The sequence below is a fragment of the Pseudorhodoplanes sp. genome (assembly GCF_046289595.1).
Classification (GTDB): Bacteria; Pseudomonadota; Alphaproteobacteria; order Rhizobiales; family Xanthobacteraceae; genus Pseudorhodoplanes.
Window position 1 is genome coordinate 15815 of sequence record NZ_JBKBVB010000025.1, and the last position, 26889, is coordinate 42703.

25 protein-coding genes are annotated in these 26889 nt (G+C 62.5%); 10 read left to right on the forward strand and 15 right to left on the reverse strand.

The annotated features are described in order from the left end of the window. Window positions 1–202 precede the first annotated feature (202 nt). The 4 genes from ACK41X_RS07720 to ACK41X_RS07735 all read right to left on the reverse strand — a co-directional run bounded on the left by ACK41X_RS07720 (window position 203) and on the right by ACK41X_RS07735 (window position 6122). Window positions 203–865 (reverse strand): TetR family transcriptional regulator, encoded by a 663-nt coding sequence (locus ACK41X_RS07720; RefSeq protein ID WP_409720921.1) that lies wholly within the window; start codon window positions 863–865, stop codon window positions 203–205. 33 nt (window positions 866–898) lie between these two features. Continuing rightward, on the reverse strand, window positions 899–2125 hold the full coding sequence (locus tag ACK41X_RS07725) for an acyl-CoA dehydrogenase family protein (protein ID WP_409720923.1): 1227 nt from the start codon (window positions 2123–2125) through the stop codon (window positions 899–901). A 1-nt stretch (window position 2126) separates the two neighbouring features. Continuing rightward, complete coding sequence (locus ACK41X_RS07730) at window positions 2127–4217, reverse strand: 3-hydroxyacyl-CoA dehydrogenase NAD-binding domain-containing protein (RefSeq protein WP_409720925.1); 2091 nt, start codon at window positions 4215–4217, stop codon at window positions 2127–2129. Window positions 4218–4319: 102 nt separating this feature from the next. Further along, entirely contained in the window at window positions 4320–6122 is a 1803-nt protein-coding gene (locus ACK41X_RS07735; RefSeq protein WP_409720927.1) for a diguanylate cyclase domain-containing protein, read from the reverse strand. Between the two features lie 227 nt (window positions 6123–6349). On the opposite strand from ACK41X_RS07735, the gene ACK41X_RS07740 reads away from it, so the two are divergent. Then, on the forward strand, window positions 6350–7171 hold the full coding sequence (locus ACK41X_RS07740; protein WP_409720929.1) for a class II aldolase/adducin family protein: 822 nt from the start codon (window positions 6350–6352) through the stop codon (window positions 7169–7171). Further along, the gene (locus ACK41X_RS07745; protein WP_409720931.1) at window positions 7168–8124 is read left to right on the forward strand and encodes an ABC transporter substrate-binding protein; all 957 of its coding nucleotides are present in this window, start codon (window positions 7168–7170) and stop codon (window positions 8122–8124) included. Before ACK41X_RS07740 ends, ACK41X_RS07745 begins: the two co-directional genes overlap by 4 nt. A gap of 33 nt (window positions 8125–8157) precedes the next feature. Here ACK41X_RS07745 and ACK41X_RS07750 read toward each other — a convergent pair whose 3' ends face one another. The 5 genes from ACK41X_RS07750 to ACK41X_RS07770 all read right to left on the reverse strand — a co-directional run bounded on the left by ACK41X_RS07750 (window position 8158) and on the right by ACK41X_RS07770 (window position 12846). Beyond that, a complete protein-coding gene (locus ACK41X_RS07750; protein WP_409720933.1) occupies window positions 8158–9048 on the reverse strand; it encodes a DUF1932 domain-containing protein in 891 nt (296 codons plus the stop codon). Next, on the reverse strand, window positions 9045–9455 hold the full coding sequence (locus tag ACK41X_RS07755) for a thioesterase family protein (protein ID WP_409720935.1): 411 nt from the start codon (window positions 9453–9455) through the stop codon (window positions 9045–9047). Before ACK41X_RS07755 ends, ACK41X_RS07750 begins: the two co-directional genes overlap by 4 nt. A gap of 65 nt (window positions 9456–9520) precedes the next feature. Continuing rightward, complete coding sequence (locus ACK41X_RS07760; RefSeq protein WP_409720937.1) at window positions 9521–10363, reverse strand: aldo/keto reductase; 843 nt, start codon at window positions 10361–10363, stop codon at window positions 9521–9523. 8 nt (window positions 10364–10371) lie between these two features. After that, complete coding sequence (locus ACK41X_RS07765) at window positions 10372–11337, reverse strand: catechol 2,3-dioxygenase (protein ID WP_409720939.1); 966 nt, start codon at window positions 11335–11337, stop codon at window positions 10372–10374. A 165-nt stretch (window positions 11338–11502) separates the two neighbouring features. Continuing rightward, on the reverse strand, window positions 11503–12846 hold the full coding sequence (locus tag ACK41X_RS07770; RefSeq protein ID WP_409720941.1) for an esterase-like activity of phytase family protein: 1344 nt from the start codon (window positions 12844–12846) through the stop codon (window positions 11503–11505). A gap of 270 nt (window positions 12847–13116) precedes the next feature. Here ACK41X_RS07770 and ACK41X_RS07775 point away from each other — a divergent pair, with 270 nt between their 5' ends. Next, window positions 13117–13356 carry a hypothetical protein gene (locus ACK41X_RS07775; RefSeq protein WP_409720944.1) on the forward strand — a complete coding sequence of 80 codons (240 nt, stop codon included), beginning with the start codon at window positions 13117–13119 and terminating at the stop codon, window positions 13354–13356. Between the two features lie 10 nt (window positions 13357–13366). Here ACK41X_RS07775 and ACK41X_RS07780 read toward each other — a convergent pair whose 3' ends face one another. From ACK41X_RS07780 to ACK41X_RS07800, 5 genes are all read right to left on the reverse strand, one after another. Continuing rightward, window positions 13367–14044 (reverse strand): DUF938 domain-containing protein, encoded by a 678-nt coding sequence (locus ACK41X_RS07780; protein WP_409720947.1) that lies wholly within the window; start codon window positions 14042–14044, stop codon window positions 13367–13369. Between the two features lie 173 nt (window positions 14045–14217). Beyond that, window positions 14218–14847 carry a glutathione S-transferase family protein gene (locus ACK41X_RS07785; protein WP_409720950.1) on the reverse strand — a complete coding sequence of 210 codons (630 nt, stop codon included), beginning with the start codon at window positions 14845–14847 and terminating at the stop codon, window positions 14218–14220. Window positions 14848–14850: 3 nt separating this feature from the next. Further along, complete coding sequence (locus ACK41X_RS07790) at window positions 14851–15543, reverse strand: 4-carboxy-4-hydroxy-2-oxoadipate aldolase/oxaloacetate decarboxylase (RefSeq protein ID WP_409720953.1); 693 nt, start codon at window positions 15541–15543, stop codon at window positions 14851–14853. Window positions 15544–15560: 17 nt separating this feature from the next. Continuing rightward, window positions 15561–16283: a PIG-L deacetylase family protein gene (locus tag ACK41X_RS07795; RefSeq protein ID WP_409720956.1), complete on the reverse strand. Its 723-nt coding sequence runs from the start codon at window positions 16281–16283 to the stop codon at window positions 15561–15563. 87 nt (window positions 16284–16370) lie between these two features. Continuing rightward, window positions 16371–17582 (reverse strand): tetratricopeptide repeat protein, encoded by a 1212-nt coding sequence (locus tag ACK41X_RS07800; RefSeq protein WP_409720959.1) that lies wholly within the window; start codon window positions 17580–17582, stop codon window positions 16371–16373. Between the two features lie 294 nt (window positions 17583–17876). On the opposite strand from ACK41X_RS07800, the gene urtA reads away from it, so the two are divergent. The 7 genes from urtA (at window position 17877) to ACK41X_RS07835 (ending at window position 25872) form a co-directional block, all read left to right on the forward strand. After that, window positions 17877–19196, forward strand: a complete 1320-nt coding sequence (gene urtA, locus ACK41X_RS07805; protein WP_409720961.1) for an urea ABC transporter substrate-binding protein — start codon at window positions 17877–17879, stop codon at window positions 19194–19196. Window positions 19197–19278: 82 nt separating this feature from the next. Next, window positions 19279–20883: an urea ABC transporter permease subunit UrtB gene (gene urtB, locus ACK41X_RS07810; RefSeq protein WP_409720964.1), complete on the forward strand. Its 1605-nt coding sequence runs from the start codon at window positions 19279–19281 to the stop codon at window positions 20881–20883. A 31-nt stretch (window positions 20884–20914) separates the two neighbouring features. Next, window positions 20915–22078, forward strand: a complete 1164-nt coding sequence (gene urtC / locus ACK41X_RS07815) for an urea ABC transporter permease subunit UrtC (protein WP_409720967.1) — start codon at window positions 20915–20917, stop codon at window positions 22076–22078. Window positions 22079–22084: 6 nt separating this feature from the next. After that, window positions 22085–22837, forward strand: a complete 753-nt coding sequence (gene urtD, locus ACK41X_RS07820; protein WP_409720969.1) for an urea ABC transporter ATP-binding protein UrtD — start codon at window positions 22085–22087, stop codon at window positions 22835–22837. Window positions 22838–22967: 130 nt separating this feature from the next. Next, on the forward strand, window positions 22968–23663 hold the full coding sequence (urtE, locus tag ACK41X_RS07825; RefSeq protein WP_409720971.1) for an urea ABC transporter ATP-binding subunit UrtE: 696 nt from the start codon (window positions 22968–22970) through the stop codon (window positions 23661–23663). A 37-nt stretch (window positions 23664–23700) separates the two neighbouring features. Beyond that, a complete protein-coding gene (locus tag ACK41X_RS07830; protein WP_409720973.1) occupies window positions 23701–24537 on the forward strand; it encodes an urease accessory protein UreD in 837 nt (278 codons plus the stop codon). A 33-nt stretch (window positions 24538–24570) separates the two neighbouring features. Beyond that, window positions 24571–25872, forward strand: coding sequence for a DUF1576 domain-containing protein (locus ACK41X_RS07835; protein WP_409720976.1), 1302 nt, complete (start codon window positions 24571–24573; stop codon window positions 25870–25872). Between the two features lie 21 nt (window positions 25873–25893). Here ACK41X_RS07835 and yut read toward each other — a convergent pair. Beyond that, window positions 25894–26889: urea transporter (yut, locus tag ACK41X_RS07840; protein WP_409720979.1), on the reverse strand; the 996-nt coding region annotated here is incomplete at its 5' end.

Below are 26889 nucleotides of genomic sequence, written 5' to 3' on the forward strand. Positions count from 1 at the left end.
TGAAGTCTCGGCTTGCCGCCGGTTCTTGTTGAGGCTAGCGGTCACGGGCCCGAGCCGGCAATGCCGCCCCGATGAAGGCGATCCGCTAAGTAACCATCTGGTTACAAATGCACCATGCCAGGGTGCAAAGCGTCAAGAGGGGATTTCGATTTCTACAAGGCTGAAGGCTTTTGCGCTGCAATCTGAATAGATTAAGCGGGCCTTACGGCCGCAAATAACCCAGCACCACCTCCTCGATATGGCGGCCACGCTCCGCGAGAGCCTCGGCGGTTCCAAGATCGCGGCCGAAAATCGTCGAGAGGGTGAAACGGTTCGACATATAGAAAAAGCCGAGCGATGCAATGTCGATATAGAGCTGCACCGGGTCGACGCCGGGACGGAACACCTTTTCCTGCGCGCCGCGGGCAAGCAATTGGCCAATGATCCCGACCAGCGGCGAATGGAGCTCGCGGATTTTCTTCGATGTCCTCAGATAGCGTGCGCGATGCAGGTTCTCGGTGCCGAGCAGGCTTAAGAATTCTGGATGCTCGATAAAGTAATTCCACGTGAAGGCAACAAGTTCCCGCATCGCATCGACCGGATCGCGGTCGGCGAGATGGAGCCTGATCTCGGCGTTGCGGATGTCGGCGTAAATCTCCTCCAGAACGGCAAGATACAGGCCGTCCTTGTCGCCGAAATAGTAATAGATCATCCGCTTGTTGACCCCGGACCGGCGTGCGATCTCGTCGACGCGAGCGCCGTTCAGACCATGCGCGGTGAATTCCTCGGTGGCTGCGGCAAGAATCGCCGCCCGCGTGCGCTCGGGATCGCGCTCGCCGGAGGGACGGCGCGGCGGACTGGCCTTCGAGGGGCTGGGGGCGTCCATCACCGATACGATGGCCCGGAATAAGCAGAAAGGCTACCCCGCATTGCCGCCGCCCGCGGCATGCTTGCGCAATTCCATCTTGGCGATGGTCTCGCGATGCACCTCGTCCGGCCCGTCGAGAATGCGGATCGAGCGGGCCCGCGCATAGGCATAAGCGAGGTGGAAATCCTGCGATAGGCCGCCGGCGCCGCAGACCTGGATGGCCCGGTCCACGACTTTCTGCGCCATATTGGGCGCGACCACCTTGATCATGGCAATCGCCGCGCGCGCCGCCTTGGTGCCGACCTCGTCGATCATTTGCGCTGCGTGCAGGGTGAGGAGCCGCGCCTGATCGATCTCCATGCGCGATTCCGCAATCCAGTGCCGGGTGACGCCCTGGTCCGCGAGCGGCTTGCCAAACGCGGTCCGGCTCAGTGCCCGCTGGCACAGCGTTTCGAGGGCACGCTCGGCAAGCCCGATGGTGCGCATACAATGATGGATGCGGCCGGGCCCGAGCCTGCCTTGCGCGATCTCGAAACCGCGGCCCTCGCCGAGCAAGATGTTGGATGCGGGCACCCGCACATTCTCGAACAGCACTTCGGCATGGCCGTGCGGGGCATCGTCATAGCCGAAGACCGAGAGCGGCCGGATCACCTTCACGCCTTTTGTGTCCATCGGCACCAGCACCATCGACTGCTGCTTGTGTGCCGGTGCATCCGGATCGGTGCGGCCCATGACGATCAGGATTTTCGCGCGCGAGTCCGGCGCGCCGGTGGTCCACCATTTGCGGCCGTTAATCACGTACGTGTCGCCTTCGCGGCGGATTTCGGTGCGAATATTGGTGGCGTCGGAGGAGGCGACGTCCGGTTCGGTCATCGCGAAACAGGAGCGGATGTCGCCTGCCATCAACGGCGGCAGCCATTGCTTCTTCTGCTCTTCATTCCCGTAGAGGATCAGCGTCTCCATATTGCCGGTGTCGGGCGCGGAGCAGTTGAAGCTTTCCGGACCGATTGGCGAGCGCCCCATGATTTCGCACAGCGGGGCATAGTCGCGATTGGTGAGTCCCTCGGGGTAATGCTTTTTGGGCAGCCAGAGGTTCCACAGTCCCGCTGCTTTTGCCTTCGCCTTCAGCTCGGCGGTGACCGGCAATTCGCTCCAGCGGTCCTTGGCTTCGGCGAGCTGGCGCTCGAATACGGCTTCCGCCGGATAGACATGTCCCTCCATGAACGCCGTCAGCCGCTTTGCGATGTCCTGCGCATGCGGTGAGAGCGGCGGGATCATGTCAGCTATCCTTGGCGAGCGATCCGAAGCCGCGTCCCTCGTCCGCCAGCCGCCTCAGGAGCGCCGCCGGTTCGTGTTTGGGATCGCCGACCCGATTGGCGAATTCCGTCAGGCGGTCGCGGATATAGGGCAGCCCGACCTGATCGGCGTAATACATCAGTCCGCCGCGCCAGGCCGGAAAGCCATAGCCATAGACCCAGATCACGTCGATATCGCCCGGACGCTGCGCGATGCCTTCTTCAAGAATCCGCGCGCCCTCATTGATCATCGGGAACAGCAGCCGCTCGGTGATGTCATCGCGGCTCATCTGCTTGCGTGCGATGCCGAGCCGCTGCGAGGTGGCAACGATCAGCGCCTCGACCTCGGGATCGGGTTTTGGCGTACGTGACCCGGCTTCGTAGAGATAGAAACCCTTGCCGGTTTTCTGGCCGAAGCGGCCCATCTCGCAGAGCTGGTCGGCGATCTCGGCGCGCGCGCCTTGGGCCTTGCGCATGCGCCAGGAAATATCGAGCCCGGCAAGATCGCTCACGCCGAACGGGCCGAGTGGGAAGCCGAACGCGGTGAGCGCACCGTCCACATCCTGCGGCAGCGCGCCTTCGAGCAAGAGCCGCTCTGCCTCGGTCGAACGCACGCGCAGGATGCGGTTGCCGACAAAGCCATGACAGACGCCGACCACGACCGGCACCTTGCCGATCTTGCGTGCGATGCCGATGGCGGTCGCCAGCGTCTGCGCATCGGTATCGGCGCCGCGCACGATCTCCAGAAGACGCATCACATTCGCCGGGCTGAAGAAATGCATGCCGACGACGGATTGCGGCCGCTTGGTGAAATGGGCGATTTCGTTGACGTCGAGATAGGAGGTGTTGGTGGCGAGCACCGCGCCGGGCTTGGCGATGGCGTCGAGCTTACCGAACACCTCGCGCTTGACGCCGATGTCCTCGAACACCGCCTCGATAATCATGTCGGCGTCCGCGATTTCGCCGGCCTCGGTTGTGCCGTGCATCAGGCCGATCCGGGTCTCGACATCCTCGGCGCTGAGCCCACCGCGTTTGGCGGTTGCCTGATAGTTCTTTGCGACCAGATCGAGGCCGCGCTTTAGCGCATCTTCGCCGGTCTCGACGATGGTGACAGGGATCCCGCTATTGGCGAAGCACATCGCGATGCCGCCGCCCATGGTGCCGGCACCGATGACGGCGGCCCGCTTCACGTCGATCGGCTTCACGTCCTTCGGCAGGTCGGACACCTTCGCCGCCTCGCGTTCGGCAAAGAAGATGTGGCGCTGCGCTTTCGACTGTGCGCCGTTCTTCAGTTCGATGAAGGCATCGCGCTCGCGGATCAGCGCTTCGGCCACCGGCACGTCGAGGGTCCAGCGCAACGCTTCCAGCGCCTTGGCCGGCGCGTGCAGGCCCCGCGACCGCTTGGCATAGGGCGCGGCGAGCTCGTCGAATTTGGCAGGATTGGCGCGAAGCTCGGCGAGCTTGTCGTCGCGGTCGCGCGCGCGGGAGAGGGGGCGCTGCTCGGCGATCACGCGATTGGCGAACGATACCGCAGAAGAAACCAGATCACCGGAGACGATCTCATCGATCAGACCATAGGACTTGGCGTCGTCGGCGCCGATCGGGTCGCCGGACAGGATCATGGCCATCGCCTTTTCCATGCCGATCAGGCGCGGCAGCCGCTGGGTGCCGCCCGCGCCCGGCATCAGCCCGAGCTTGATCTCGGGCAATCCGAGTTTCGTGCCGGGAGCCGCGACGCGAAAGTGGCAGCCGAGCGCGACCTCAAGTCCACCGCCAAGCGGCGTGCCGTGCAGGGCGGCAACGACCGGCTTCGGCATGGCGTCGATGGTTTCGATCACATCGAGGGTGGTCGGACTCGCGGGCGGCAGGTTGAATTCGGTGATGTCTGCGCCGGCGATGAAGGTGCGGCCGGCGGCGGCAACCACCACGCCCTTGACCTGAGCATCGTTGCGTGCCCGGTTCAGCGCCTCGACCAGTCCCTTGCGCATCGCATTGTTGAGCGCATTGACCGGCGGATGATTGACGGTGATGACCGCGATCGCCTCTTCGCGGCGGAACTCGACGACGTCCGGCACAACGGTTTCCCTAAACGTTCGGCCAGCCATGTATGGGCCGGCAGCCCTGCCGGGCATGTTTAGGAAGGGCGCTGCGGGGTGTCAAACATCGAGATGGCGCGCTCAGGCCACCGGCCGCAGCGAACCTGCTTCGCAGAAGGCGTACCGGTTGCCGCCGTTGCGCTTGGCTCTGTAGAGAGCAGCATCGGCGACCGCAATCAGATCCTTGAAGTTCGACGCATGGCGCGGTGCGAGCGCAACCCCGATGGAAATACCGATGCCGGTTGTCCGATCGCCGATCCGAAACGGTGTGCGCATCGCGTCGAGGATGCGTTGCCCCAGCGCCGCTGCATCCTCGCTCGACCGGATGGCGGGCTGTACGATGGCGAACTCGTCGCCGCCGAGGCGTGCAGCGAGATCGACGTCACGGATGCAGGGCGTCAGGCGCTGCGCCACCTCCCGGAGGACCGCGTCGCCGGCGAGATGCCCGAGGGTGTCGTTGATTGTTTTGAACCGGTCCAGATCGAAGGTCAGCAAGGCAAAACATTCACCGTGCCGTTGCGCCTCCTTAAAACATTGCTCGATCCGGTCGCGGAATGCTGCGCGATTTGGAAGGCCCGTCAGTTCATCGTGCAGGGCCAGATGTCTGATCCGCTCTTCGGCTTTGCGACGCGCGGTGATGTCGGTGATGGTGCGCACCAGACCCCCGTTCGGCAGCGGCACGTGACGGATTTCGAGTATGGTCCCGTTTGGCCGGGTTCGGTCATAGACGGCCGGGCCGGCGAAAATGCCGTTGCCGGCAATTGCGTTGTGAATATGCGGATGCCGGCTGCCTTCGAATTCGCCACGGTCCCAGAGCCTCGCTCCCAGTTCCCTGAACGTGAGAGACTGCCGCAGCCAGTCCTCTGGAATGTCCAGCAACGCGACTGCCCGTCTGTTGATGACCCGGATACATCCATCGGGATCGACCATGATGATTCCCTGGTCGATATTGTCGAGCGTGATGCTGAACTGCTCGCTTCTCTCTCGCGCGATTTTTTCGCTGTTTTGCAACGAATCAAGGGCGCGATCGAGTCGCAGGCGATTTGAAATGCTGAAGCCCATCACGACGACGATGATCGCAGTGATTCCTGCGCCGATCGTCTTGGCTTCAAAGGCCTTTCGATAATGCGGTGTCAGCACCTCGGATTTGCTGACCGCAGACGTCACGATGAGAGGCAGGTTTTCGATCTTTCGGTACGATAGAATGCGGGGAACGCCGTCGAAGGAGCCTGACGTGATGTAGGAGCCCTCTTGCTTTGTCTGGGCGCGTTGCTGCAATGGGCTGTCCGGCGGGACATAGGTGATATCTCTTTTGAATCCCCGCGAGGCGCGCACGTGTCCGTCAAGGCCGATGAGGCTGATCGCGCCATCCTTACCGACATCAATAGTTTCGTAGAAGCTCGTCAGTTTTTGCTGGTCCAGCGAGGCAACGATAACACCGGCAAACGCGCCATCCGGTGCGATCAGTTTACGGCTCAGTTGAATGGATGCGCGTTGCGATGCGCGATCAGTCTGCGCCCGTCCAATGTAGAGGGCATCTTCCGCGGTGTTGAGGTGATGGGCGAAATGGTTGCGGTCGCTCAGATCGATGGCTGCAGTCTCGCCCAGCGAAGAGGCGGCGAGCTTTCCGGTCCTGTCGATGACGCTGTACTGCAGGACCGCGTCCGGCAATCTGGTCCAGTCAACGGCGGAAAAGCTTTCAGAATCCCGGCTCAGCAGCGTGCGAAGCACCACCAATGTGGAATCTTCGCCAAAGATGGTGCGCGAGGTGTGTTCGCCGAACGCGCGCGCGAGATTTGCCGTGTTTGTCATCGCGGCGTCGATCGCCGCCTGCCGGTCATAGCGCAGGAAAACGAAAATATTGCTCCAGAGCAGAGCGATCATCGCCAGTCCGAGGACAACCGTTCCTTGGAGCAGGAGCCCTGCTATTGCGCCGAACCTGGTCTTCATGCTGTCGCAATATCCAAACCGTCGCTGTATTAATCCGTACCGGTTAGTATCGCGTTACGGGGCAAATTCGGTTGCCGGTGACGATGCGTTAAGGATAAGTCTGCCCCGCGCTATTGAAACGGAAAAAGGCGAGACGGGGCTCGACCAGCCAAGGAGGATTCGTGGTCTCAATCGATGAAGTTCGCTCGCAGGTTGCGCTCGGAAACCGCATTCTCGCGCATGAAGGTGTGCTGGATGCGTTTGGCCATGTCAGCATGCGCCATCCGGCCGATCCAAACCGTTATTTCCTTTCGCGCTCGCGCGCACCCGAGCTGGTCGAGCCGGCCGATGTCCTGGAATACGATCTCGATTCCAGTCCGGTGAAAAAGACCGATCTGCGGCTCTATGCAGAGCGGGTGATACACGGCGAAATCTATAAGGCGCGGCCCGACGTGATGGCGGTGGTGCATCATCACGCGCCGGCGGTCATGCCGTTCTGCATCTCCGGAATGGAGCTGCTGCCGGTCATGCATCTCGGTGCCGTGATCGGACCCAAGGTGCCGATGTGGGACCAGTATGACGAATTCGGCGATACCAATCTGTTGCTGGTTCAGCCGGAGGAGGGGGCCTCGCTTGCCCGCGCGCTTGGTCAGGCGCCGCTTGTGCTGATGAAAGGGCATGGCGCGACCGTGGTGGGGTCGACCATCCAGGAACTGGTGTTCCGCGCGATCTATTCCTGTCGCAATGCCGAGTACCAATTCGCCGCGCAGATGCTGGGCAAGGTCATGCCGCTGCGTCCGGGCGAGGTCGAGAAATCGGCGCAGATCAACGCCATGCCGACGGCAAATTTCAGGACATGGGAATATTGGTCGGCGCGGCTGGAAAAATCCGGCGGCGGTTTGCCGCGCCTTGCGAAAAAGCCGGTTGGCAGAAGCGCCAAGCGTGCTAGCGTCAACCGCACCACATCATCGAAAAAGACCAAGGCAAAAGGGAGAAAGCGATGAAGCGCACGGCAGCCGCAATCGGTGCGGCGATCTTGGTGGCGTTGGCCGCGGGTCCGGCTATTGCGCAGGACCAGTTGAAGATCGCCATCGGTCAGATCAACAACTGGGAAAATCAGGCGCCGACGCTGGGGCAGGATGCCGGCATTTTTGCCAAGCATAACCTGAAGCTTGAAGCGGTTGGCACGCAAGGCGCCGGCGAGACGATCCAGGCGGTGATTTCGGGTTCGGCCGATCTCGGCGCAGGCGTCGGCGTCGCCGGTGTGATGCGCGCCTTTTCCAAGGGCGCGCCGGTGCGCATCCTGCTGCCGGCCTTCACCGGCACCGGCGATCTCTACTGGTACGTGAAAGCGGATTCGCCGATCAAGTCCGCGGCCGACATCACCGACAAGCACACCATCGCCTATTCGACCTCGGGCTCCTCGACTCACAATCTGGTTCTGGCGTTCCAGCAGGAGCTCGGACTGAAGGCGAAGCCGACCGCGACCGGTGGTCCTCCCGGTACCCTGACCTCCGTCATGAGCGGGCAGATCGATATCGGCTGGGCGGCACCGCCCTTTGGTGTGAGGGAACTGAAGGAAGGCAAGATCCGCATGGTGGTCCGCGGTTCCGACGTGCCCTCGCTCAAGGGCCAGACGGTGCGTACGATCATCGTCAATGCCGACGCTCTGAAGAACAAGAAAGACGCGATCATGCGGTTCGTGAAGGCGTATCGTGAGGCCACGGACTGGATGTACTCCGATCCGAAGGCGATCTCGATGTATGCCCAGAAGATCAAGGCCGATGAAGGCATGCTGCGGGAATCGATCGCGGAGTTCCACCCGAAGGAGACCATGCAGACCGACAAGATGGCCGATATCGAGGGCGCTGTGGCGGACGCCGTGAAGCTGAAATTCCTCGACAAGCCGCTGACGCAGGAGCAGCTGTCGGAATTGCTGCAGATTCCGCCGCGCTGATTGCGGAGAAAAACAACGACGGCGCTACCGCTGCTATTTGCTATAGCGCGTGGCGCCGTCGATCGCTTCGATCATCGGGGTACGTCCTTTTGCGACCGCGTCCCTGACCTGCGGCAGCCGGCCGATCTCGCCGAGCTGCTGTTGCCGTTCGACCGTTCCCGACGTCATCAGCGGTTCGACCCCAAGCTCGCGCAAGGTTTCGGCGACCTCGCGCATCTCGGCCGCGCGGCGGATGCCGTGGCTCGCCATGCGCTCGATGTTGTATTCGGCGAGCTTCTCCCAATCGAGCGTCGGATAATTGTTGCGCAGCGACGCCGCGACCTGGTCGAACACGCCGGCCCGCGTCGCCGCGAGGAAACATTCCAGCGTCAGCGCCTCGATCCCCTTGATCATGACGCTACGAATCATCTTGATCGCGGCGGCCTCGCCGACCTTGCCGCCTACGACTTGCGGCTTCATGCCGAGAGCGATCATGACGTTTTCCGCCTCTGCCGCATGCGGGCCGGAAAGCATCAGCGGCGACCTGTGGCGCGCCGGATGGATCGCCGAGACGATGGCGACATCGACATAGCGCGCCTCGTCTCCGAGGAGTGTTGCCGTCACCTGCTTTCGGCCGGGCGAGACCGAGTTGACATCGAGATAGAACGGATTGCCCGTCAGATGCCCCGACACAGATTGCGCCGCCTCGTAGCTGGACGCGGCTGTGACCGCCGAGATGACGACGTCGGCGTGACGCACCGCATCGGCCGCGGAAGTCGCGACTCGCACGCCTGTTGCGTTAGCCGCTGCGACAAGCTTGGCGCCCGGCTTATCCGCAAACAGGACATCCCACGCCGCAATGTCCGCGACTCCGTCTTCACGCAAGCCCGCCGCCATGGCCTGGCCGGCCTCGCCGAAGCCGATGAAGGAAATCCGTGCGCTCATTGTTCGCTCTTGAGCTTCTTCTGGATACGCGCGTCAAAGCGATCGACATTGACAACAACGCGTGTATGGGTGCCGTCGCCGACGCGTTCCCTGTCGTCGAAGGCCTCGACGCGGAAGGTGACATTGCGGCCGTCGATCCTTGTCACTTCGGCGCTGGCGCGCAGGGTCATGCCGACCGGTGTCGCGGCATAGTGTCCGACATCGAGATGGGTGCCGAGGCTCTGGTGACCGGGCGGCAGCAGATTTTCGATCGCGTCGAGCGCGGCTGCTTCCATCATGTTGATCATGACCGGCGTCGCCAGCACCCGCACGCGGCCCGAGCCGACGTGCGGTGCGGTCTGCTTCTCGCCGACGCGGATCTGTGCCGTGCCTTTAAGCCCGATAGAAAGCTTCGATAGATCGGTCATGACGTTCTCGCTGCGTTGCGCGTCGTTATACGCAATTTGCGGCCGTCGTCTAACCCGGCGGAAGTCTACAACATCTCCAGCGCGTATTTCCTGTCCGGGGGCGGGAAGGCGCGGTCGAGAACGGAAAGATCGTGCTCTGCGAGCTTGAGATCGAGCGCCTTGAAATTGTCGCGGACATGCTCGGGATTCGTCGCCTTCGGAATGACGATCGTGCCGAATTGCCGGAGCAGCCAGGCCAGCGCCACCTGCGCAGTCGTTGCGTCATGCCGCGAAGCGACTTCCTTCAGCGCGGCGGCGGCGAGAAGCCGGCCCTGTTCGATCGGAGAATAGGCCATGACCGGAATGCCGCGCGCCCTGCAGAACGGTACGAGATCATATTCGATACGGCGGCGCTTGAGATTGTAGAGCACCTGGTTGGTGGCGCATTGGTCGCCGCCGGGCAGTGCGAGCAATTCCTCCATGTCGTCGGTATCGAAATTGCTCACCCCCCAGTAACGAATTTTGCCCTCGCGCTGGAGCTGGACGAACGCCTCGAGCGTGTGTTGCAGCGGAGTGGAACCGCGCCAATGCAACAGATAGAGGTCGATCCGGTCGGTACGCAGCCGCTTGAGGCTGCGCTCGCAGGCCGCGACCGTATCCTTGCGCGAAGCATTCTCCGGCAGCACCTTGCTGACGAGGAAGAGCCCGTTGCGGCGGCCGGCAATGGCGTCGCCGACGATGGTCTCGGCCTCGCCATCGCCATACATTTCCGCCGTGTCGATCAGGGCTGCGCCGAGATCGAGCCCGAGCTTGAGCGCGTCGACCTCATCGCGGCGCCTCTTCTCGCTCTCGCCCATCATCCAGGTGCCGAGCCCGAAGACCGGAACCGGCTCGCCGGAAGGAAGCAGCGTGGTGGGGATGGTGGCCACCGCGATGCCTAATGCCCCTTGGCCTCCACGGGCGGCGTGCCGTGGGTGTGGAATGACTCGATGGTCTTCAACCCCCAGGCCTGGCCCTTCTTGCGTTCGTCCTCGGTCCACACGATCGGCTTCCAGTCCGGCGCGAGGATCAGCCGCGCGCCGGCATTGGCCACCTCGACGCGGTTGCCGCCAGGTTCGTAGACATAGAGGAAGAAGGTCTGCTGGATCGCGTGCTTGTGCGGACCGGTTTCGATATGGATGCCATTCTCCAGAAAAATGTCGGCGGCGCGCAGGATTTCTTCGCGCTGATCGAGCGCGTAGGTGATGTGATGGAAGCGGCCCTTGGTGCCCGTATGATCGCGCGTATAGGCGAAGTCGTAGCTCTTGTTGGTGGCCGTCATCCAGATCGCCGCTTCCGAGCCGTCATTGAGGATGATGGTCTCGGTGAGCCGGAAGCCGAGATAGTTCTCATAGAATTCGCGGTTTGCCTTGATGTCGACGGCAAGCCCGTTCCAGTGGTCGAGCCTGCGCACGTTGCAGCCGCGCGCGGGAAACCGCTGCGCCTGGTTTTTCAGGGCGGGCTTCTTGTCCGGCGGCGCCTGGTACCACTCGGTCTCGTAATAGAGTTCGACCACATGGTCGTCAGGATCCCTGCAGACGAAGGTCTTGCCGTGGCCGACGTCGCCGTCGGTCCAGCCGATATCGAAGCCGGAGCCCTTCAGGGCAGCAGCGCGGCGCTCCAGCGCCTGCGGCGAGCGGCAGCGATAGGCGACATGCTTGAGGCCGGAGGTCTTTGAGGCCGTCAGCTTGAGCGAATAGAGCTCGTAATCGTCCCACGCACGCATATAGACACTGTCGCCCTTTTCGGCGCTTTGCGTCATGCCCATGACGTTGACGAAGAAGTCGCGGCTCTGCTCGAATTTCGGCGTGAGCAATTCGAGGTGGGCAAGGTGGGCAATGTCGAGGATGGGCTCTTTGATCATGGGCCGTCGGTCGCCTTGGCTGTGTTGGACGGCAGCGACCTAACACGCGCGGCGGCGCGCGTCGAGAAGCGGCGGGTGCGGCCCGAGCCCGGGACGTCCTCACCATGATCGCAAGGCGTGAATTCCGGGGCGCGGATATTTGGCCCGCGCCCCGGACGCATAAAGCTACTTCGCCTTCAGGAAGTCTGTCACTTTTAGCAACACGAACTCGTTGTCGTCGGCCTTGTTCGGATCGCGGCTGGTCGAGAACGGCAGGTTGTTGTCGTTGCCCACCACGATGTGGTCGGCATCGACGATGTCGACATTCTCGATGGTGAAGAACGGGAAGGTCAGCACGCCGTCATTGAGCGGCTTGCGCGCTTTCTTGTCCGGGTCGGCGATCTTCATCAGGTCGATATGGGCGATCTTGCGCACTGGACCGTCGGCATTCGCGTCGCTCATTTCGATCTTGTAGATTCGCTTGAACTTGGCGAGCTGGTTGAAGCAATTCTCCGCCTTGGTCCCAGCCGGGCAGGCCTTGTCGGCGGTGCCTTCGCCGTCGTCGCGCTCGATGACGAGAGCCTGCGTCGGCGTGATCATGTTGAAGTCGCCGATCGCGAGCCCATTCTCCTCCAGCACATATTTCCAGTGACGACCGGTCCATTTTTCGCCGGCCACATCGAATTCGAGGATGCGCAGATATTCCTTGCCGTCTGAAGTCTTTTCCCAATCCTTCTTTTCGGTATCCCATACCGGGCCTTCGAGCATAGCGTAGAGAAAGCGGCCGTCGGGGGAAACGGCCATCCCTTCATAGCCTTTCGTGCGGCGCACATTGAAGCTGGTCGCGCCGCCGGGCACGCCCGGCGAGGTCACTGCCGTGTGATCCGGGGATCGCGCGACTTTGCCGTCGATCATGGTCTCGAACACCGCCTCGATCTTGCCGGTCTTGTCGGCGCGGATCAGGTAGGGTCCGAATTCTTCGCCGATCCAGAATGTGTCGCCAATGATCTGGAAGCTTTCCAGGTCGAAATCGGCGCCGGTGAGATAGCGTTTTGCCGTCCCTTCGTGAACGATCCGGAACGGCACTTTCTTGTCGGGATCGTGCAGGAAGACGGTGGCAAGCCGGTCCGCGGTTCCGGCGTCCCAGTTGAGACGATACTGGTTGAGAAACAGCATGGCGTCCGGCGAATTGGCCTTGTTGCCAAAACCGTTGTCGATCACCACCCAGAATGTGCCGTCGGGCATGCGCTTGATTCCGGAATGGCCCTGGAGCGGCTGGCCGTTGAACGGCAGCTTGACCCCGGTCGGCCGGCCGCGTGAGCGGCCCTCCACCGTGCCGACGGCGTCGACGCGCTTGCCGGTGGTGAACTTACCGGAAATCTTGAGATCCTCGGGCGCATCGGCAGGCGCGGGAATATAGCTTTCCGCCGGGATGACGACATGGCCGGCGAGCACTGCCGGAAATTCGTGGGCCAGCGCGGTGCCGGGGACGGTTAGCGAAAGAACAACTGAGATCGTGATGGCGCGCATGGATATGAGCCTCCTGATACACGCCGTTCTTCACGGTGTCGTTTGTCGCAGCTGTGAATGGCGTGTGACGTCGATTTGACAATTCACATGTCGCGAACGACGCAGGGGCGGTTCGCCGCACCGGATTCACGCAAGCGTGAATCGTAATCTCGCTTCCGACATGGTCTCGACATTCTGACGACGCGCGACCCGGCTAATTTGAATCGGAGAAACGGCGCGGCGGCCGTTTTCCATTTACGCATTGTTAATGGTTCGAGGAGGGGTGTGGCGATGAAGGGCAAGGCGCTTGACTATTTGAAGGCTTCGGCCGGTGCGCTCGCCATCATGGTGGCGGCGGGCATGATCGCCGACTTCGATGTCATGGTCGAAAACGACACGATTTATGTGACGGTCTGGTCGGCCAGCGACGAGCCGGATGCCAAGCTGCGCAAGCATGTCGCGGCGAGATTGCCTGGCGTGATCGGCGAGAGCCGCATCTTCGTGAACCGGGACGGCGTGATCGCCGTCTGAGCCGCCCGTATCAAAGGCCGCGCCGCTCGAAAACCAGAAGCATGTTGTTGGCCGGCATCGGCTCGATCTCCGCAAGCAGAAGATCGTGCTCATGCGCGAGCGCTTGCAAATCGGTGATATCGCGCATGCCCCAGTCCGGATTGCGCGCCCGCAATGACGCATCGAACGCTTCGTTGCTCGGTGCGGTGTGCTGCCCGTCCTGCTTGAACGGGCCATAAATGAACAGCAGGCCTCCCGGACGCAAACGCTGCGACGCGCCCCACATCAGACCGCGTGCGGTGCGCCAGGGCGATATGTGCAGCACATTGGCGCAGAAAATCGCGGTCAGATCGCTCAGCGTTGCGGAATCGGCTTCGTTCAGACCCCATTCCAGCGCGCACAGGTCGAGCTTTCGCGCTTCCTGCACATTCTGGACCTGCGCATGCCGCCGCCAGGCATCGATGCTTCGTAGGTTGCGCTCGTCGTAATCGGTTGGCCACCAGAGCAGGTGAGGCGAGGCTTTGGCGAATTCGATGACATGTTGGCCGGATCCGCTGCCGACCTCCAGCACGTTGCCCTGGCGGTCTTTCAGGTAGCCCGATAGCTCCGCCCAGATCGGCGCACAATTGCGATGGAAGGACGGTGAATCGAGACGCAGATCGCCCTCGGCAATCGGATCGATGGGGTTTTGCGATGGACCGGAAGTCATGGGTTTGCCTGGCGACCTCCCATGGTCTTTACGCTTTCCTTCAAGGCACGAAAAAAATTCAAGTTGTTGCGTTGACTTGTTTTTCTTCACGCCGAATCGGCGCCACTGCGCTCGAAAAGACCTAAATCTGTCGCATAAAAGAGCGGAGGCGGAACGATTGCAACCGGAAAGGGTCAGGCCGCAGCCGCCATCTGGAGGGCGAGGGCCTGCCGCACCGCCGGCCGCGCTTCCATGCGCCGGACGTGATCCTGCACCTTGGGGAAACGCGCGACGTCGACGCCGTCGCCCTCGAGCCATCTGCTGATCGTGTAGAGATACGGATCGCAGATGGTGTAGGTCTCGCCCATCACGAAGGGCCCCTTGAGCATCTCGCGTTCGATCAGGTCAAAGCAGTCGCCGACCGATTGCGGCACTTTCTTTTTCATTGCCTCGATCGCGGCCTCGTCGTCTGCCCAGCGCGAGCCCCGCAGCCGGTGTGCATGGGCGACATGCACGGTCGAACAGAGATAGCTGTTGAAGGCCTGCACCTGCGCGAACGCGAAGACGTCGTCGAGTGGTGCAAGACGGGCGGCCGGAAAGCTCTGCGCGATGAAGGCGAGGATCGCGGGAGTCTCCGTCAGGATGCCTCGCTCGGTTGCCAGAGCCGGGACGCGTCCTTTCGGATTGATGGACAGGTATTGGGGCTTGCGCTGCTCGCTCTCCGCGAAATTCAGGCGAACGGTATCATAAGTGGCGCCGGCTTCCTCGAGCGAGATCAGTGAGGCGAGCGCGCAGGTGTTCGGCGCGTAATAGAGGGTCAGCATGGCTCACACGTCCTCGGGGTTGTCGACATAGACGAGCCCCGCCTTCGCGAGCGGCTCGCGCATGTTGTACATGTCGAGGCCGAGGACGCCCGCGGCAAGCTTCTCTCGCTTTGCGGTCTCGTCTGCCTCGCGCTTCTGGCCCTTGGCCGCAACCTCGGCTGCGAGTTTGCGCGGGATCACCACCACGCCGTCGTCGTCGGCGACGATCGCGTCGCCCGGGATCACGTTCACCCCGGCGCAGACCACCGGAATATTCACCGCGCCAAGCGTCGCCTTCACCGTGCCCTTGGCCGAGATCGCCTTGGACCAGACCGGGAAACCCATCTCCTTCAGGGTCGCGACATCGCGGCAGCCGGCATCGATGATGAGTCCCTGAACGCCGCGCGCCTTGGCCGACGTGGCAAGCAGGTCGCCGAACATGCCGTCGGTATTGTCGGCGGTGACGCCGACCACCAGCACGTCGCCGGGTTTGCATTGCTCGATCGCGACATGGATCATCCAGTTGTCGCCCGGCTGCGCCATGATGGTGACGGCAGGACCGCAGATGGCGGCACCCGGCCAGATCGGCCGCATGTAGGGTTTCATAAGGCCAGAGCGGCCCAGCGCCTCGTGCGAGGTCGATACGCCAAGACGCGCAAGAATCTGACAAGCCTGCGCATCGGCGCGCTCGATGTTGCGAACGACGACGGTCTTCATGGCGATGCCTCCTCCGTTCAGCCGAGCGTGTCGGTGACGACGCGCGGGAACAGCGTTTGATAGGCCTCACCATAGGTCATCGGGATGCCGGTATTGCGCGAGCCCTGAATGCCGCGGTTCAGCGCCACCCGCTCGTAATAGTGCCAGAGGTGCTTTTGCGCCGCCAGGATCTGGAAGGCCTTGTACTTGGTCTCCCACACGTCATCGATCTTCAGGATAAGATCCGGCTTGAAGTCGCATTGCTCGGGCTGATGCGGTTCGAACAGATAAACCGGCGGCGCAGAGTATTGGTACTTGGCGCCCGGCTTGTGGCCCATCGCCTGCGCGACCACGCGCGTTTCCTGCGCGAAATGGGCGGCGTTGGGATGGTCGAAATTATAGGGGTCCTTCAGCGCATGGGTGAGCACGAAGGCCGGATTGGTTTCGCGATAGATGTCGACCATGCGGTCGAAATGCGCGTCGGTCAGTTTCAGCGGATAATCGCCGCAATCGAAAAACTCGATCTCTGCGCCAAGAAGCGCTGCGGCGCGTTCCGCCTCGTCTTTCCGGCCGGCCTTCACGCTTTCCAGCGTGGCGCCCGCTTCCTTCCAGGCGAACTGGCTCTCGCCGCGCTCGCCGAAGCTCATGCAGACGATCTTCATCCGGTAGCCCATCTTCGCATGGTGCGCGATCGCGCCGCCTGCGCGCCAGACGAAATCACCCGGGTGGGCAGTCACAACGAGTCCAATTTTCTGGGCCATGAAATCACACTCCGGCATTGACTGCCGGGGATGTGCATCATCCGGAACCGGGACACAAGCCTCCCTTGCTGGGGTTGCTTGAAAGGTCTATTTGGCCCGCTGCCGGATCGCGTCCGCGCGTTTGGCGAGAGCATCGGCCTCGGCCTTGCGGCCGAGCGTGCGGTAAAGCTCCGCGAGATTGTGGATCGTATTCAGGAGCTGCGGATTATTCGGCCCGAACGTCTTCTCGCGGATCGTCAGCGCACGCTTCGCCAGCGGTTCGGCATCGCCCGGCCGGCCCATCTCCTGATAGAGCACCGCCAGATTGTTCAGCGATGTCGCGACCCCGGGATGGTCCGGACCGAGCGCCTTTTCGTACATGGCGAGCACCCGCTTGAAATATGGCTCGGCATCGCTGTGGCGGCCCTGATCGCGATAGAAGCCGGCCATGGTGTTGACGGCTTGCGCGACGGCGGGATGGTCGGGTCCGTAGCCCTTTTCGCGAATGACGAGCGCACGCTTGAACAGAGGCTCGACGTCGTCGGTGCGGCCCTGCATCCAGTACACCATGGCCAGTTCGAGGAGGGGACTTGCGATCTCGGGATGCTCCGCGCCGCGAGCCTGTTCTTCGATGGTGACGGCGCGCTTGAGCATCGGTTCGGCTTCGGCAAGCCGGCCGCTGGTCCGGTAGAGCGCGCCGAGTGCCAGAAGCGATGCGGCGACCTGCGGATGATCGGGTCCAAAGGCCTTTTCGTTGATGGTGAGCGCGCGCCGGAAGAAGGGCTCGGCATCGCGCGCACGCCCGGTCTCCTGATAGATGGCGGCGAGATTGCTCGCCGTTGCCGCAACCGCGGGATGCTCCGGCCCGAAATTGTTCTCCTGGATCACCAGCACCCGTTTGTACAGAAGTTCGGCCTCGTTCCTGCGCCCGGTGGTGCGATAGAGCGCGGCGAGGTTGTCCGCAGAGATCGCGACTTGCGGGTGTTCGGCGCCGAACACCCTTTGCCGGATCGACAATGCGCGCTGATAGAGTGGCTCGGCTTCCTTAAGGCGGCCGGTCTGCTGGTTCAGAATTCCGAGATAATTAAGCGCCGAAGCAACGTCAGGATGATCCGGACCCTCCGCCTTTTCGAGGATCGTCAGCGCCTGTTGCGCCAGCGGCAGAGCGCCGGCCGCGTCGCCGGAATTGGACAATTCGACGGCGCGCTCCAGCAGCACTTTGGCTTCCCCGCGAGCCTGCGCCGAAGCCGGCCCTTTCAGGGCGAGCGATACGGCGACCGCAACTGCAACAGCAAAACTCAACCCGCTCGTCCTGATCATAAGCATTCTTTCGGGCCACGGACCGCGATCGGAGGGCTGTAGCGCCAACCCGCGGCCAAGCCCAGTCGAAACAATGGCCGGTGAAGACGGTCGATGTGCACAAAAAATAACCAACTTGTTTCAATGGTAATCAGGCTGTTTCACCTGCCTATTTTGCAGGCGGGCAACGGTCACATTTTTTGGTTGTAACTCAAGGCCTTGGACCACTTTCGAAAATTGGCACATCCCTTGCGAACTCCCCTGCGGCGCGGGATGCCGGGTTTTCTGGCGTGCGCGTGAAGCAGAGGAAACAACATGAACCACTTCATCCGTGCGGTCGCTCCGCGACCGATCGCCCGCCGCTGGCTGTTGGCCTCGGCTGCGGGCCTTGCGCTATCGATGGCAGCCGTCCTGCCGGTCAAGGCGCAGGAAACGATCAAGGTCGGCATTCTCCATTCGCTCTCCGGCACCATGGCCATCAGCGAGACCACGCTGAAGGACGTCATGCTCATGCTGATCGAGGAGCAGAACAAGAAGGGCGGTCTGCTCGGCAAGAAACTGGAAGCGGTTGTTGTCGACCCGGCGTCGAACTGGCCACTCTTCGCCGAAAAGGCGCGCGAGCTGATCGCCAAGGACAAGGTTGCGGCCGTGTTCGGATGCTGGACCTCGGTGTCGCGCAAGTCGGTGCTTCCGGTATTCAAGGAGCTGAACTCGATCCTGTTCTACCCGGTCCAGTATGAGGGCGAGGAGAGCGAGCGCAACGTGTTCTATACCGGCGCCGCGCCGAACCAGCAGGCGATCCCCGCGGTCGACTATCTGATGAAGGAAGAGAAGGTGCAGCGCTGGGTGCTGGAAGGCACCGACTACGTCTATCCGCGCACCACCAACAAGATCCTCGAGGCCTATCTGAAGTCCAAGGGCGTCAAGGACGAGGACATTTCGATCAACTACACCCCGTTCGGTCACTCGGACTGGCAGACCCGCGTCGCCGACATCGTGAAGTTCGGTTCGGCCGGCAAGAAGACCGCGGTCGTCTCCACCATCAACGGCGACGCCAATGTGCCGTTCTACAAGGAACTCGCCAACCGCGGCGTCAAGGCGAAAGACATCCCGGTCGTCGCCTTCTCTGTCGGCGAAGAAGAGCTGGCCGGCATCGACACCAAGCCGCTGGAAGGCCATCTCGCCGCCTGGAACTACTTCCAGTCGATCGACACGCCCGCCAACAAGGAATTCATCGAGAAGTGGAAAGCCTTCACGAAGAATCCCAAGCGCGTCACCAACGATCCCATGGAAGCTCATGTGATTGGCTTCAACATGTGGGTCGAGGCGGTCAAGAAGGCGGGCACGGTCGAAGCCGACAAGGTGATCGACGCGCTGCCGGGCATCAAGGTCCCGAACCTCTCCGGCGGCATTTCGGAAATGCTGCCGAACCACCACATCACCAAGCCGGTCTTCATCGGCGAAGTGCGCGGCGACGGCCAGTTCGACATCGTGTGGAAGACCGACGGCCTGATCCCCGGCGAAGCCTGGTCGCCGCATCTGGAAGGCTCCAAGGACCTGATCGCCGACTGGGTCAATCTGAAGTGCGGCAATTACAACAAGGTCACCAAGAAGTGCGGCGGTCAGGGCTCCTGACGACCGACTGGTGAAAACGACACCGGAAGCGGCGCACAGCGCCGCTTCCACCTGCCAACAGAATGCCGGGACAACGCGAAAGATGACATTCATGTGCGGCCGTCTGGTCGCCTGCGTTCTGGCGCTTGCATTTTTTCTGGCCGCGCCGTCCGCCACCAGCCAGACCCTGGACGATGCGCTGGCTCCCTTTGCCGAAGGCTCGTTCAACAAGACCGAAGAAGGGATCGCCGCGGTCGCGGCCTCGGGATCGCCGCGGGCGGTTGCGATTCTGGAGGCCCTCCAGGGCGGCCGGTTGTTTTTCGACCCGGCAACCAAAAAAGTGTTTATCCGCCAAGGTGACACCGTGCTTGACGCCGCGACGGGCACTGCGGCCGATCCGGCGCCTGCATCCCTGAACGAAGTCCGCGTCATCAACCGGCTGCGCCGCGCGCTCGATGCGGCCCTTGGCGGCCTGAGACTGATGGCGCCGGATCCGCGCCAGCGTCTTGCCTCGGCGCAAGCGGTATTCCGGTCGCGGGATGCTGGAGCACTTGAAGCGCTCGATGCGGCGATCGCCAAGGAGGCCCAGCAGCGCATCAAGCGGGCTTTCGAGGAAGCTCGGGCAGCGGTGATTCTCTACAAGGACGATGCGTCGGAAAAGGAAAAACTCGCCGCCATCGACACCATTCGCGCGCGCGGCGACCAGGACTCGATTGCGCTCCTCGTGGGACTGCCGGCAAATACGCCCGCCGAGGTGAAGATCAAGGCGCAGGACGCGATCTCGGCAATTCAGAACCAGCTTGCCTTCTGGGAAGTGCTGCAGAACGCCTGGTACGGGCTGTCGCTCGGCTCGGTGCTTTTGCTCGCAGCCATCGGGCTTGCCATCACTTTCGGGGTGATGGGCGTCATCAACATGGCGCATGGCGAGATGGTGATGATCGGCGCCTATGTGACTTTCGTGGTGCAGGAGTTGATCCGCGCCCATAATCCGGCGCTGTTCGATTATTCGCTGGCGATTGCCATTCCAATGGCCTTCCTGCTGGCCGGTGCGATCGGCATCCTGATCGAGCGGACGGTGATCCAGTGGCTCTATGGGCGCGCGCTCGACACGCTGCTCGCCACCTGGGGCATCTCGCTGATCCTGCAACAGGCGGTGCGTACGATTTTCGGACCGACCAACCGCGAAGTCGGCAATCCATCCTGGATGAGCGGCGCCTTCGAGGTCGGCCAGATCACCATCACCTATAACCGCATGTGGATCGTGATTTTCACGCTCGCCGTTTTCTTCGGGCTGCTCGCGATCTTGCGCTTCACCCGCATCGGGCTGGAGATGCGCGCGGTGACGCAGAACCGCCGCATGGCGGCGCAGATGGGGATCAAGACCGCCAATGTCGATATGCTGACCTTCGGCCTCGGCTCCGGCATTGCCGGGCTCGCCGGTGTCGCGCTGTCGCAGATCGATAACGTTTCGCCCAATCTCGGCCAGAGCTACATCATCGATAGTTTCATGGTGGTGGTGTTCGGTGGCGTCGGCAATCTCTGGGGCACGCTGGTCGGCGCCTTCTCGCTCGGCATCGCCAACAAGTTTCTGGAGCCCTATGCGGGCGCGGTCGTCGCCAAGATCGCGATCCTCGTCCTTATCATCCTGTTCATCCAGAAGCGCCCGCGCGGCCTGTTCGCGCTGAAGGGCCGGGCGGTGGAAGCATGATGAACGATTGCGAACGCGCGGGGGCTCACACATGAACGGTGGCCCCATCATCCGCACGCTGGATAGGCAGGCAGTCGTGTTCCTCACGATTCTGTCTGCGGTCGCGATCCTCGTGCCGCTCTCGAATCTGTTGCTTCCCCCCTCGCATCCACTGCATGTGCCCACCTATGCAGTTGCGCTGTTCGGCAAATACATCTGCTATGCGCTGCTGGCGCTCTCGATCGACCTGATCTGGGGCTATTGCGGGATCCTCTCGCTTGGCCACGGCGCGTTCTTCGCGCTCGGCGGCTATGCGATGGGAATGTACCTGATGCGGCAGATCGGCGATCGCGGCGTCTATGCCAATCCGCTCCTTCCGGACTTCATGGTGTTCCTGAACTGGAAGGAATTGCCGTTTTTCTGGTACGGCTTCCAGTCCTTCCCCTACGCGATCCTGATGGTGTTTCTCGCACCCGGGGTGCTGGCCTTCCTGTTCGGCTGGTTCGCGTTTCGCTCGCGCGTCACCGGCGTCTATCTCTCCATCATCACGCAGGCGCTGACCTTCGCGCTGATGCTGGCCTTCTTCCGCAACGATTTCGGCTTCGGCGGCAATAACGGTCTGACCGACTTCAAGGATATCCTGGGCTTCAACGTGCAGGCGCAGTCGACCCGCGCGGCCTTGTTTGCGGTTTCCTGCGCCGCGCTCGGCATTTGCTTCATCATCTGCCGCAAGATCGTGACCTCGAAGCTCGGCAAGGTGCTGGTCGCGATCCGCGATGCGGAATCGCGCACGCGCTTCCTCGGCTACCGGGTCGAACACTACAAGCTGTTCGTGTGGACAGTCTCGGCCTGTATGGCCGGACTTGCCGGCGCGCTCTATGTGCCGCAGGTGGGCATTATCAATCCGAGCGAATTTGCGCCCGCCAACTCGATCGAGGCCGTGCTGTGGGTCGCGGTCGGCGGCCGCGGTACGCTGACCGGCGCGGTGCTGGGCGCCGTGCTGGTGAATTACGCCAAGACGACCTTCACCACCGGTTTGCTGGCGCCATACTGGTTGTTCGTGCTCGGCGGATTATTCGTGTTCGTCACGCTTTTCCTGCCGCGGGGGATCGTCGGGACCGTTTCGCACTGGTGGGGCGAGCGGCAGGCGCGAAAGGCCGCTGCGGGGGGCAGCGAGCCCGTCGCGGCCGACGCGGCGGCCAAGCCTGCGGAGTAGCGCAAGATGGACATGCGGACCACCACGGCGCTGCTCTATCTCGACGGCATTTCGGTGTCGTTCGACGGCTTCAAGGCGCTCAACAACCTGTCGCTCGCCATCGAGCCGGGCGAGATGCGCGCCATCATCGGCCCCAATGGCGCGGGCAAGACCACGATGATGGACGTCATCACCGGCAAGACGAGGCCGGACGAAGGCTATGCGGTTTTCGAGGGCGAGGCCGACCTGACCAAGCTCGACGAGACCGAGATCGCGCGGCGCGGTATCGGCCGCAAATTCCAGAAGCCGACCGTGTTCGAAATGCACACGGTGGAGGACAATGTCCTGCTGGCGCTCAGCATGGACAAGAGTGCGCGCGCGTCGCTTCGATGGTCCCCCAATGCGGACGATACGAGCCGGATCGACAAGATTCTCGACATCATCAGGCTGAAACCGGCGCGCTTTCGGCTTGCGGGCTCGCTGTCGCATGGCCAGAAGCAATGGCTCGAAATCGGCATGCTGCTGGCGCAGGAGCCGAAGCTCCTGCTGGTCGACGAGCCGGTCGCCGGCATGACCGACGCCGAGACCATGCAGACCGCAACGCTGCTGCGCGAAATCAATCGGGAAAAGAGCGTGATCGTGGTTGAACACGATATGCATTTCGTGCGCGAGCTCGGCGTCAAGGTAACGTGCCTGCACGAAGGTTCTGTGCTGGCGGAGGGGTCGATCGACCAGGTCTCGACCAACCAGCGCGTGGTTGAGGTCTATCTGGGGCGGTGATGGCGGGATTGTCTCACATGGTCATTTCCCGGCGGGCGGAAGCCCCGAGCCCGGACACCGTAGCTGCGCTGGTAGTGATGGATTCCGGGTTCGTGCTTTGCGCGCGCCCCGGAATGACGGAGGCCGACAAATGCTCGACGTGAAATCCATCGATCTGCATTACGGCGCGGCGCAAGCCTTGCGCGGGGTGTCGCTCGTCGCCAAGGCCGGCGAAGTCACCTGCGTGCTCGGCCGCAACGGCGTAGGCAAGACCAGCCTTCTGCGCGCCATTGTCGGCCAGCAGCCGGTCAGCAAGGGCACGATCGAATGGGACGGCCGCGCGATCAACGGCCTCAAGCCTTATCAGCGGGCCCGCTCGGGGATCGCCATTGTGCCGCAGGGGCGGGAAATCTTTCCGCTACTGACCGTCGAAGAAAACCTGAAGACCGGCTTCGCGCCGCTCAAGCGCAGCGAGCGCGCCATCCCGGACGACGTATTCTCGCTGTTCCCGGTTCTCAATAACATGCTGCGCCGGCGCGGCGGCGACCTGTCCGGAGGCCAGCAGCAGCAGCTTGCGATCGGGCGGGCGCTGGTGATGCAGCCGCGGCTGCTGCTGCTCGACGAGCCGACCGAGGGCATCCAGCCCTCCATCATCAAGGATATCGGCCGCGCCATCGCTTATCTGCGCAATCTCGGAAATATCGCCATCGTTCTGGTCGAGCAATATTACGACTTCGCTCGCGAACTCGGCGACCGCTTCGTCGCCATGGACCGCGGTTCGGTGGTGTACGCGTCCGGCAAGGACGATCTGGACGAGCCCGCGTTGCGTCGCGCGCTGGCGCTGTAGGTCTTCGTCCCGGCGCGAACCATGCTAGACATGTGGCATGGCTCCCGGACCCGGTCCCGCAGACAAGGCTACCGTCTTCGCCCGCAATCGGGCGCATGGACTGATCGACCTTTCGGTCAGCGCCGCGAGCGGACGTACCCGCCGCGACAGGGTCACCGAGCAGGGATCGTTTCGCGTGCGCCTTCCCGATGTCAGCGGTCCGGAATGCGAGGCGGTGATTCTCAACACCGCAGGCGGCATTGCCGGTGGCGACGAGTTCACTATTGCCGTGACGGCAGGTCCGCAAACGCAGCTCGCCGTGACCACGGCCGCGGCGGAGAAAGTCTATCGCGCCATCGATGCGCCGTCGCGGGTTGCGGTCCGGCTGATGGCTGCCCCGGGCGCGGTTTTGCGGTGGCTGCCGCAGGAAACCATCCTGTTCGACGAGGCGAAGCTGAACCGGTCGATCGAGGCCGATATCGCTGCTGGCGGGTCGCTGGTCTTGGTGGAAACGACGATTTTCGGCCGTACCGCCATGAGCGAAACCGTACGCGGCGGCGGACTTGTCGATCGTTGGCGCATCCGACTGAATGGGTCGCTGGTCTTTGCGGATACGTTGCGCCTTGACGGCGATATTTCTGCGCTGCTGGCCCGCCCGGCGGCTGGCGGCGGCGCAACCGCCTTCGCGACCCTGGTGATTGTGCCAGGAGACGAGGCGCTGGCCGAGCGGGCGCGGGCCTGCCTCGCCGAATGCAACAGCGAAACCGGTGTTTCGGCCTGGAATGGAATTGCGGTGCTGCGTCTGTGCGCGAGCGACGCCATGCGCTTGCGGCGAGACCTGGTTTCGGTGCTGAATAATCTTTGCGGCGCGTTGCCGCGGCTCTGGGCCGGCTGAAATGTGCCGCGTGCTGCCGGGATTGTCGAACCGATGACGATAGCCAATCTACCAGGCGCCGCCGAACCGGTTCAGCTCTCCGACCGTGCAATCCTCGGCATCGTTGCGGCTTATGCAGCGGTTTTCGTCTTATTCGGGCTTGTTGTCGATGGCCCGGCAACCGTGATGCGGGGGCTCATTGAGATCGTCTCCACGCGCGACGCGCTGCTGACGGATTATTTCGGCGTGGGAGGGAAGGGCGCGGCGTGCGTCAATGCCGGGCTCCTCACGCTTTTGGCCTGCATTTTCTATCACCGATGCGCCGCAAAAATATCCGGTGCCGCTGTTGCCTGCCTGTTTCTGGTCCTTGGCTTCGGCCTGTTCGGCAAGAACATCCTGAACATATGGTTCATCGTTCTCGGCGTATTTCTGTATTGCCGGTTCAAGGGTGAAACATTCGCCACGCATATCAACACGGCCTTCTTCGGCACCGCGCTTGCGCCGATCTTCTCGGAAATCGCGTTCAGCACCGCGCTGCCTTTCCCGGTGGCCCTGCCGCTCGGCGCTGCGACCGCGACGCTCATCGGCTTCGTTCTGGCGCCGGCGGCGGCTCAGCTGTTCAAGGCGCATCAAGGATACAGCTTGTACAATATGGGCTTTACAGCCGGCATCATCGGCGTCTTGATCGTCGCGCTCTACAAGTCGTTCGGGTTCGTTCCCGATCCTGTGATGATCTGGACCACGGGATACAACCGGCTCCTGGGCGGGTTTCTTGTCGCCATATTTCTGTCGATGGCGGTGCTTGGCTATCTGCTCGACCGCAACGTCGTCGCGCGCATGCTGCAGATCGTGCGCGAATCAGGACAGGCGCCGGCGGACTTTGTGGCGCTCACAGGCTTCGGGCCGGTTCTGGTCAATATGAGTCTCACCGGCGCGGTCGGACTCGCCTATGTCTTTCTGATCGGCGGCGACCTTAACGGGCCGGTCATCGGCGCGATTTTCGCCATTGTCGGCTTCGCAGCATATGGCAAGCATCCGAGAAATATCTGGCCGATCATGCTCGGCGTGTTTCTGGGCTCGCTCGTCAAGCCGTGGAGCGCGGACGACCCGTCGGCACTGCTCGCGGCGCTGTTCGGGACCACGCTGGCGCCGATTGCCGGGCGCTTCGGATGGCATTGGGGTGTTGTGGTTGGATTTTTGCATTCGTCCGCGGCGCGCAGCGTCGGAACGGTGCATGCCGGGCTGAATCTTTACAACAATGGCTTCGCCGCGGGCATCGTCGCGGCCGTGATGGCCGCGGTCATCATCAGCCTTCAGACGCGGCAGCCCGGCCAAATCCCTCCGGGAGACAAATGATCGCAAGAGAGGCGGTTTCGATCACTCGCTTATTTTCTCGTCCGGCGGTGCCGTTTGGAGGCATTGCCGCGGCAACAGAAACATCCAGGACACCAGAACGAACGGCGCGGTCAGGGCCGGAACGGCAATCGGTGTCAGGGCCACGTTCATCGCCGCCTGCGTCACCACGGTGAAAGCGGCTCCCAAGGCTGCATACGCGGCAACCCGGGCGCTCGGCTTGTAGAACACTGTCCCAAGGGTGATGGCGGTGAGGATGGGGCTGAAGCCAAGGAGCCCTCCCGTAATCAGATCGCTTTCAGCGCCCAGAACATGGGCCGTTGCGACAGCAAGGATCGCGGCCCCGACGGCAAAGGCTGCAGCGGCGCGCGAATTGACCAAAAGTCCAGTGATCAGAAGCAGGGCGGCGATGCCGTCGGCCTTCAAGAAGACTTGCGAGATGCTGAGAAACACGCCGCGGATGAATCCGACAATATCGAGCGGATCGGATGGATAGGCCTGGTATGCACCAACCACGGCTCCGGTCGGGAGCGCAGCCCCGCTGAGACCGGCAAAGCCGTAGCTCGCGAGCAACATCAGCCAGGTCACGAGCACAAACGGCGCCGTCAGCGCAGGCAGCGCCCAGGGTTTGAGCACTCGGAAGCTCGCAAGCGTGGCGATCACCGAGACGATGGCGCCTAACAGGACATAAAGCCAAAGCAGGGCGCCGGGGGCGAGGAAGGTAGCGAGCGCAAGGCCGACCAGGGTGGCGTTGTAGCCATAAAGGCCGTCTTCCAGTTCGGCCTGATCGACCCGGAGCCATTGCGCGGTGAGGGTTGCGACAACGACCGCAAGGATCGTGGCAATCGCCAGGCGGGGAGCGCCCGCCGTAAACGAGGCCCATACGATGGCTGCAAGAAACAGCGCCCCGGTCAGCGGATTGTTTTGCAGCATGACCTGCGCGATCCCGCGCAGGCAGACGTCGGTGAACCGCAGGGCAGTGGAGGATTTGCACCGGTCTTCCCACCAGCTCATAGGACA

What these genes read in the sequence shown, in the direction of transcription:
- ACK41X_RS07720 (WP_409720921.1), bottom strand. Translation starts at nt 865, where the DNA reads ATGGACGCCCCCAGCCCCTCGAAGGCCAGTCCGCCGCGCCGTCCCTCC.
- ACK41X_RS07800 (WP_409720959.1), bottom strand. Translation starts at nt 17,582, where the DNA reads ATGATCAGGACGAGCGGGTTGAGTTTTGCTGTTGCAGTTGCGGTCGCC.
- urtD (WP_409720969.1), top strand. Translation starts at nt 22,085, where the DNA reads ATGGACATGCGGACCACCACGGCGCTGCTCTATCTCGACGGCATTTCG.
- ACK41X_RS07725 (WP_409720923.1), bottom strand. Translation starts at nt 2,125, where the DNA reads ATGATCCCGCCGCTCTCACCGCATGCGCAGGACATCGCAAAGCGGCTG.
- ACK41X_RS07765 (WP_409720939.1), bottom strand. Translation starts at nt 11,337, where the DNA reads ATGATCAAAGAGCCCATCCTCGACATTGCCCACCTTGCCCACCTCGAA.
- ACK41X_RS07795 (WP_409720956.1), bottom strand. Translation starts at nt 16,283, where the DNA reads ATGGCCCAGAAAATTGGACTCGTTGTGACTGCCCACCCGGGTGATTTC.
- urtA (WP_409720961.1), top strand. Translation starts at nt 17,877, where the DNA reads ATGAACCACTTCATCCGTGCGGTCGCTCCGCGACCGATCGCCCGCCGC.
- ACK41X_RS07735 (WP_409720927.1), bottom strand. Translation starts at nt 6,122, where the DNA reads ATGATCGCTCTGCTCTGGAGCAATATTTTCGTTTTCCTGCGCTATGAC.
- ACK41X_RS07780 (WP_409720947.1), bottom strand. Translation starts at nt 14,044, where the DNA reads ATGACTTCCGGTCCATCGCAAAACCCCATCGATCCGATTGCCGAGGGC.
- ACK41X_RS07755 (WP_409720935.1), bottom strand. Translation starts at nt 9,455, where the DNA reads ATGACCGATCTATCGAAGCTTTCTATCGGGCTTAAAGGCACGGCACAG.
- ACK41X_RS07750 (WP_409720933.1), bottom strand. Translation starts at nt 9,048, where the DNA reads ATGAGCGCACGGATTTCCTTCATCGGCTTCGGCGAGGCCGGCCAGGCC.
- urtE (WP_409720971.1), top strand. Translation starts at nt 22,968, where the DNA reads ATGCTCGACGTGAAATCCATCGATCTGCATTACGGCGCGGCGCAAGCC.
- ACK41X_RS07745 (WP_409720931.1), top strand. Translation starts at nt 7,168, where the DNA reads ATGAAGCGCACGGCAGCCGCAATCGGTGCGGCGATCTTGGTGGCGTTG.
- ACK41X_RS07770 (WP_409720941.1), bottom strand. Translation starts at nt 12,846, where the DNA reads ATGCGCGCCATCACGATCTCAGTTGTTCTTTCGCTAACCGTCCCCGGC.
- urtB (WP_409720964.1), top strand. Translation starts at nt 19,279, where the DNA reads ATGACATTCATGTGCGGCCGTCTGGTCGCCTGCGTTCTGGCGCTTGCA.
- ACK41X_RS07785 (WP_409720950.1), bottom strand. Translation starts at nt 14,847, where the DNA reads ATGCTGACCCTCTATTACGCGCCGAACACCTGCGCGCTCGCCTCACTG.
- ACK41X_RS07835 (WP_409720976.1), top strand. Translation starts at nt 24,571, where the DNA reads ATGACGATAGCCAATCTACCAGGCGCCGCCGAACCGGTTCAGCTCTCC.
- ACK41X_RS07790 (WP_409720953.1), bottom strand. Translation starts at nt 15,543, where the DNA reads ATGAAGACCGTCGTCGTTCGCAACATCGAGCGCGCCGATGCGCAGGCT.
- ACK41X_RS07775 (WP_409720944.1), top strand. Translation starts at nt 13,117, where the DNA reads ATGAAGGGCAAGGCGCTTGACTATTTGAAGGCTTCGGCCGGTGCGCTC.
- urtC (WP_409720967.1), top strand. Translation starts at nt 20,915, where the DNA reads ATGAACGGTGGCCCCATCATCCGCACGCTGGATAGGCAGGCAGTCGTG.
- ACK41X_RS07830 (WP_409720973.1), top strand. Translation starts at nt 23,701, where the DNA reads ATGGCTCCCGGACCCGGTCCCGCAGACAAGGCTACCGTCTTCGCCCGC.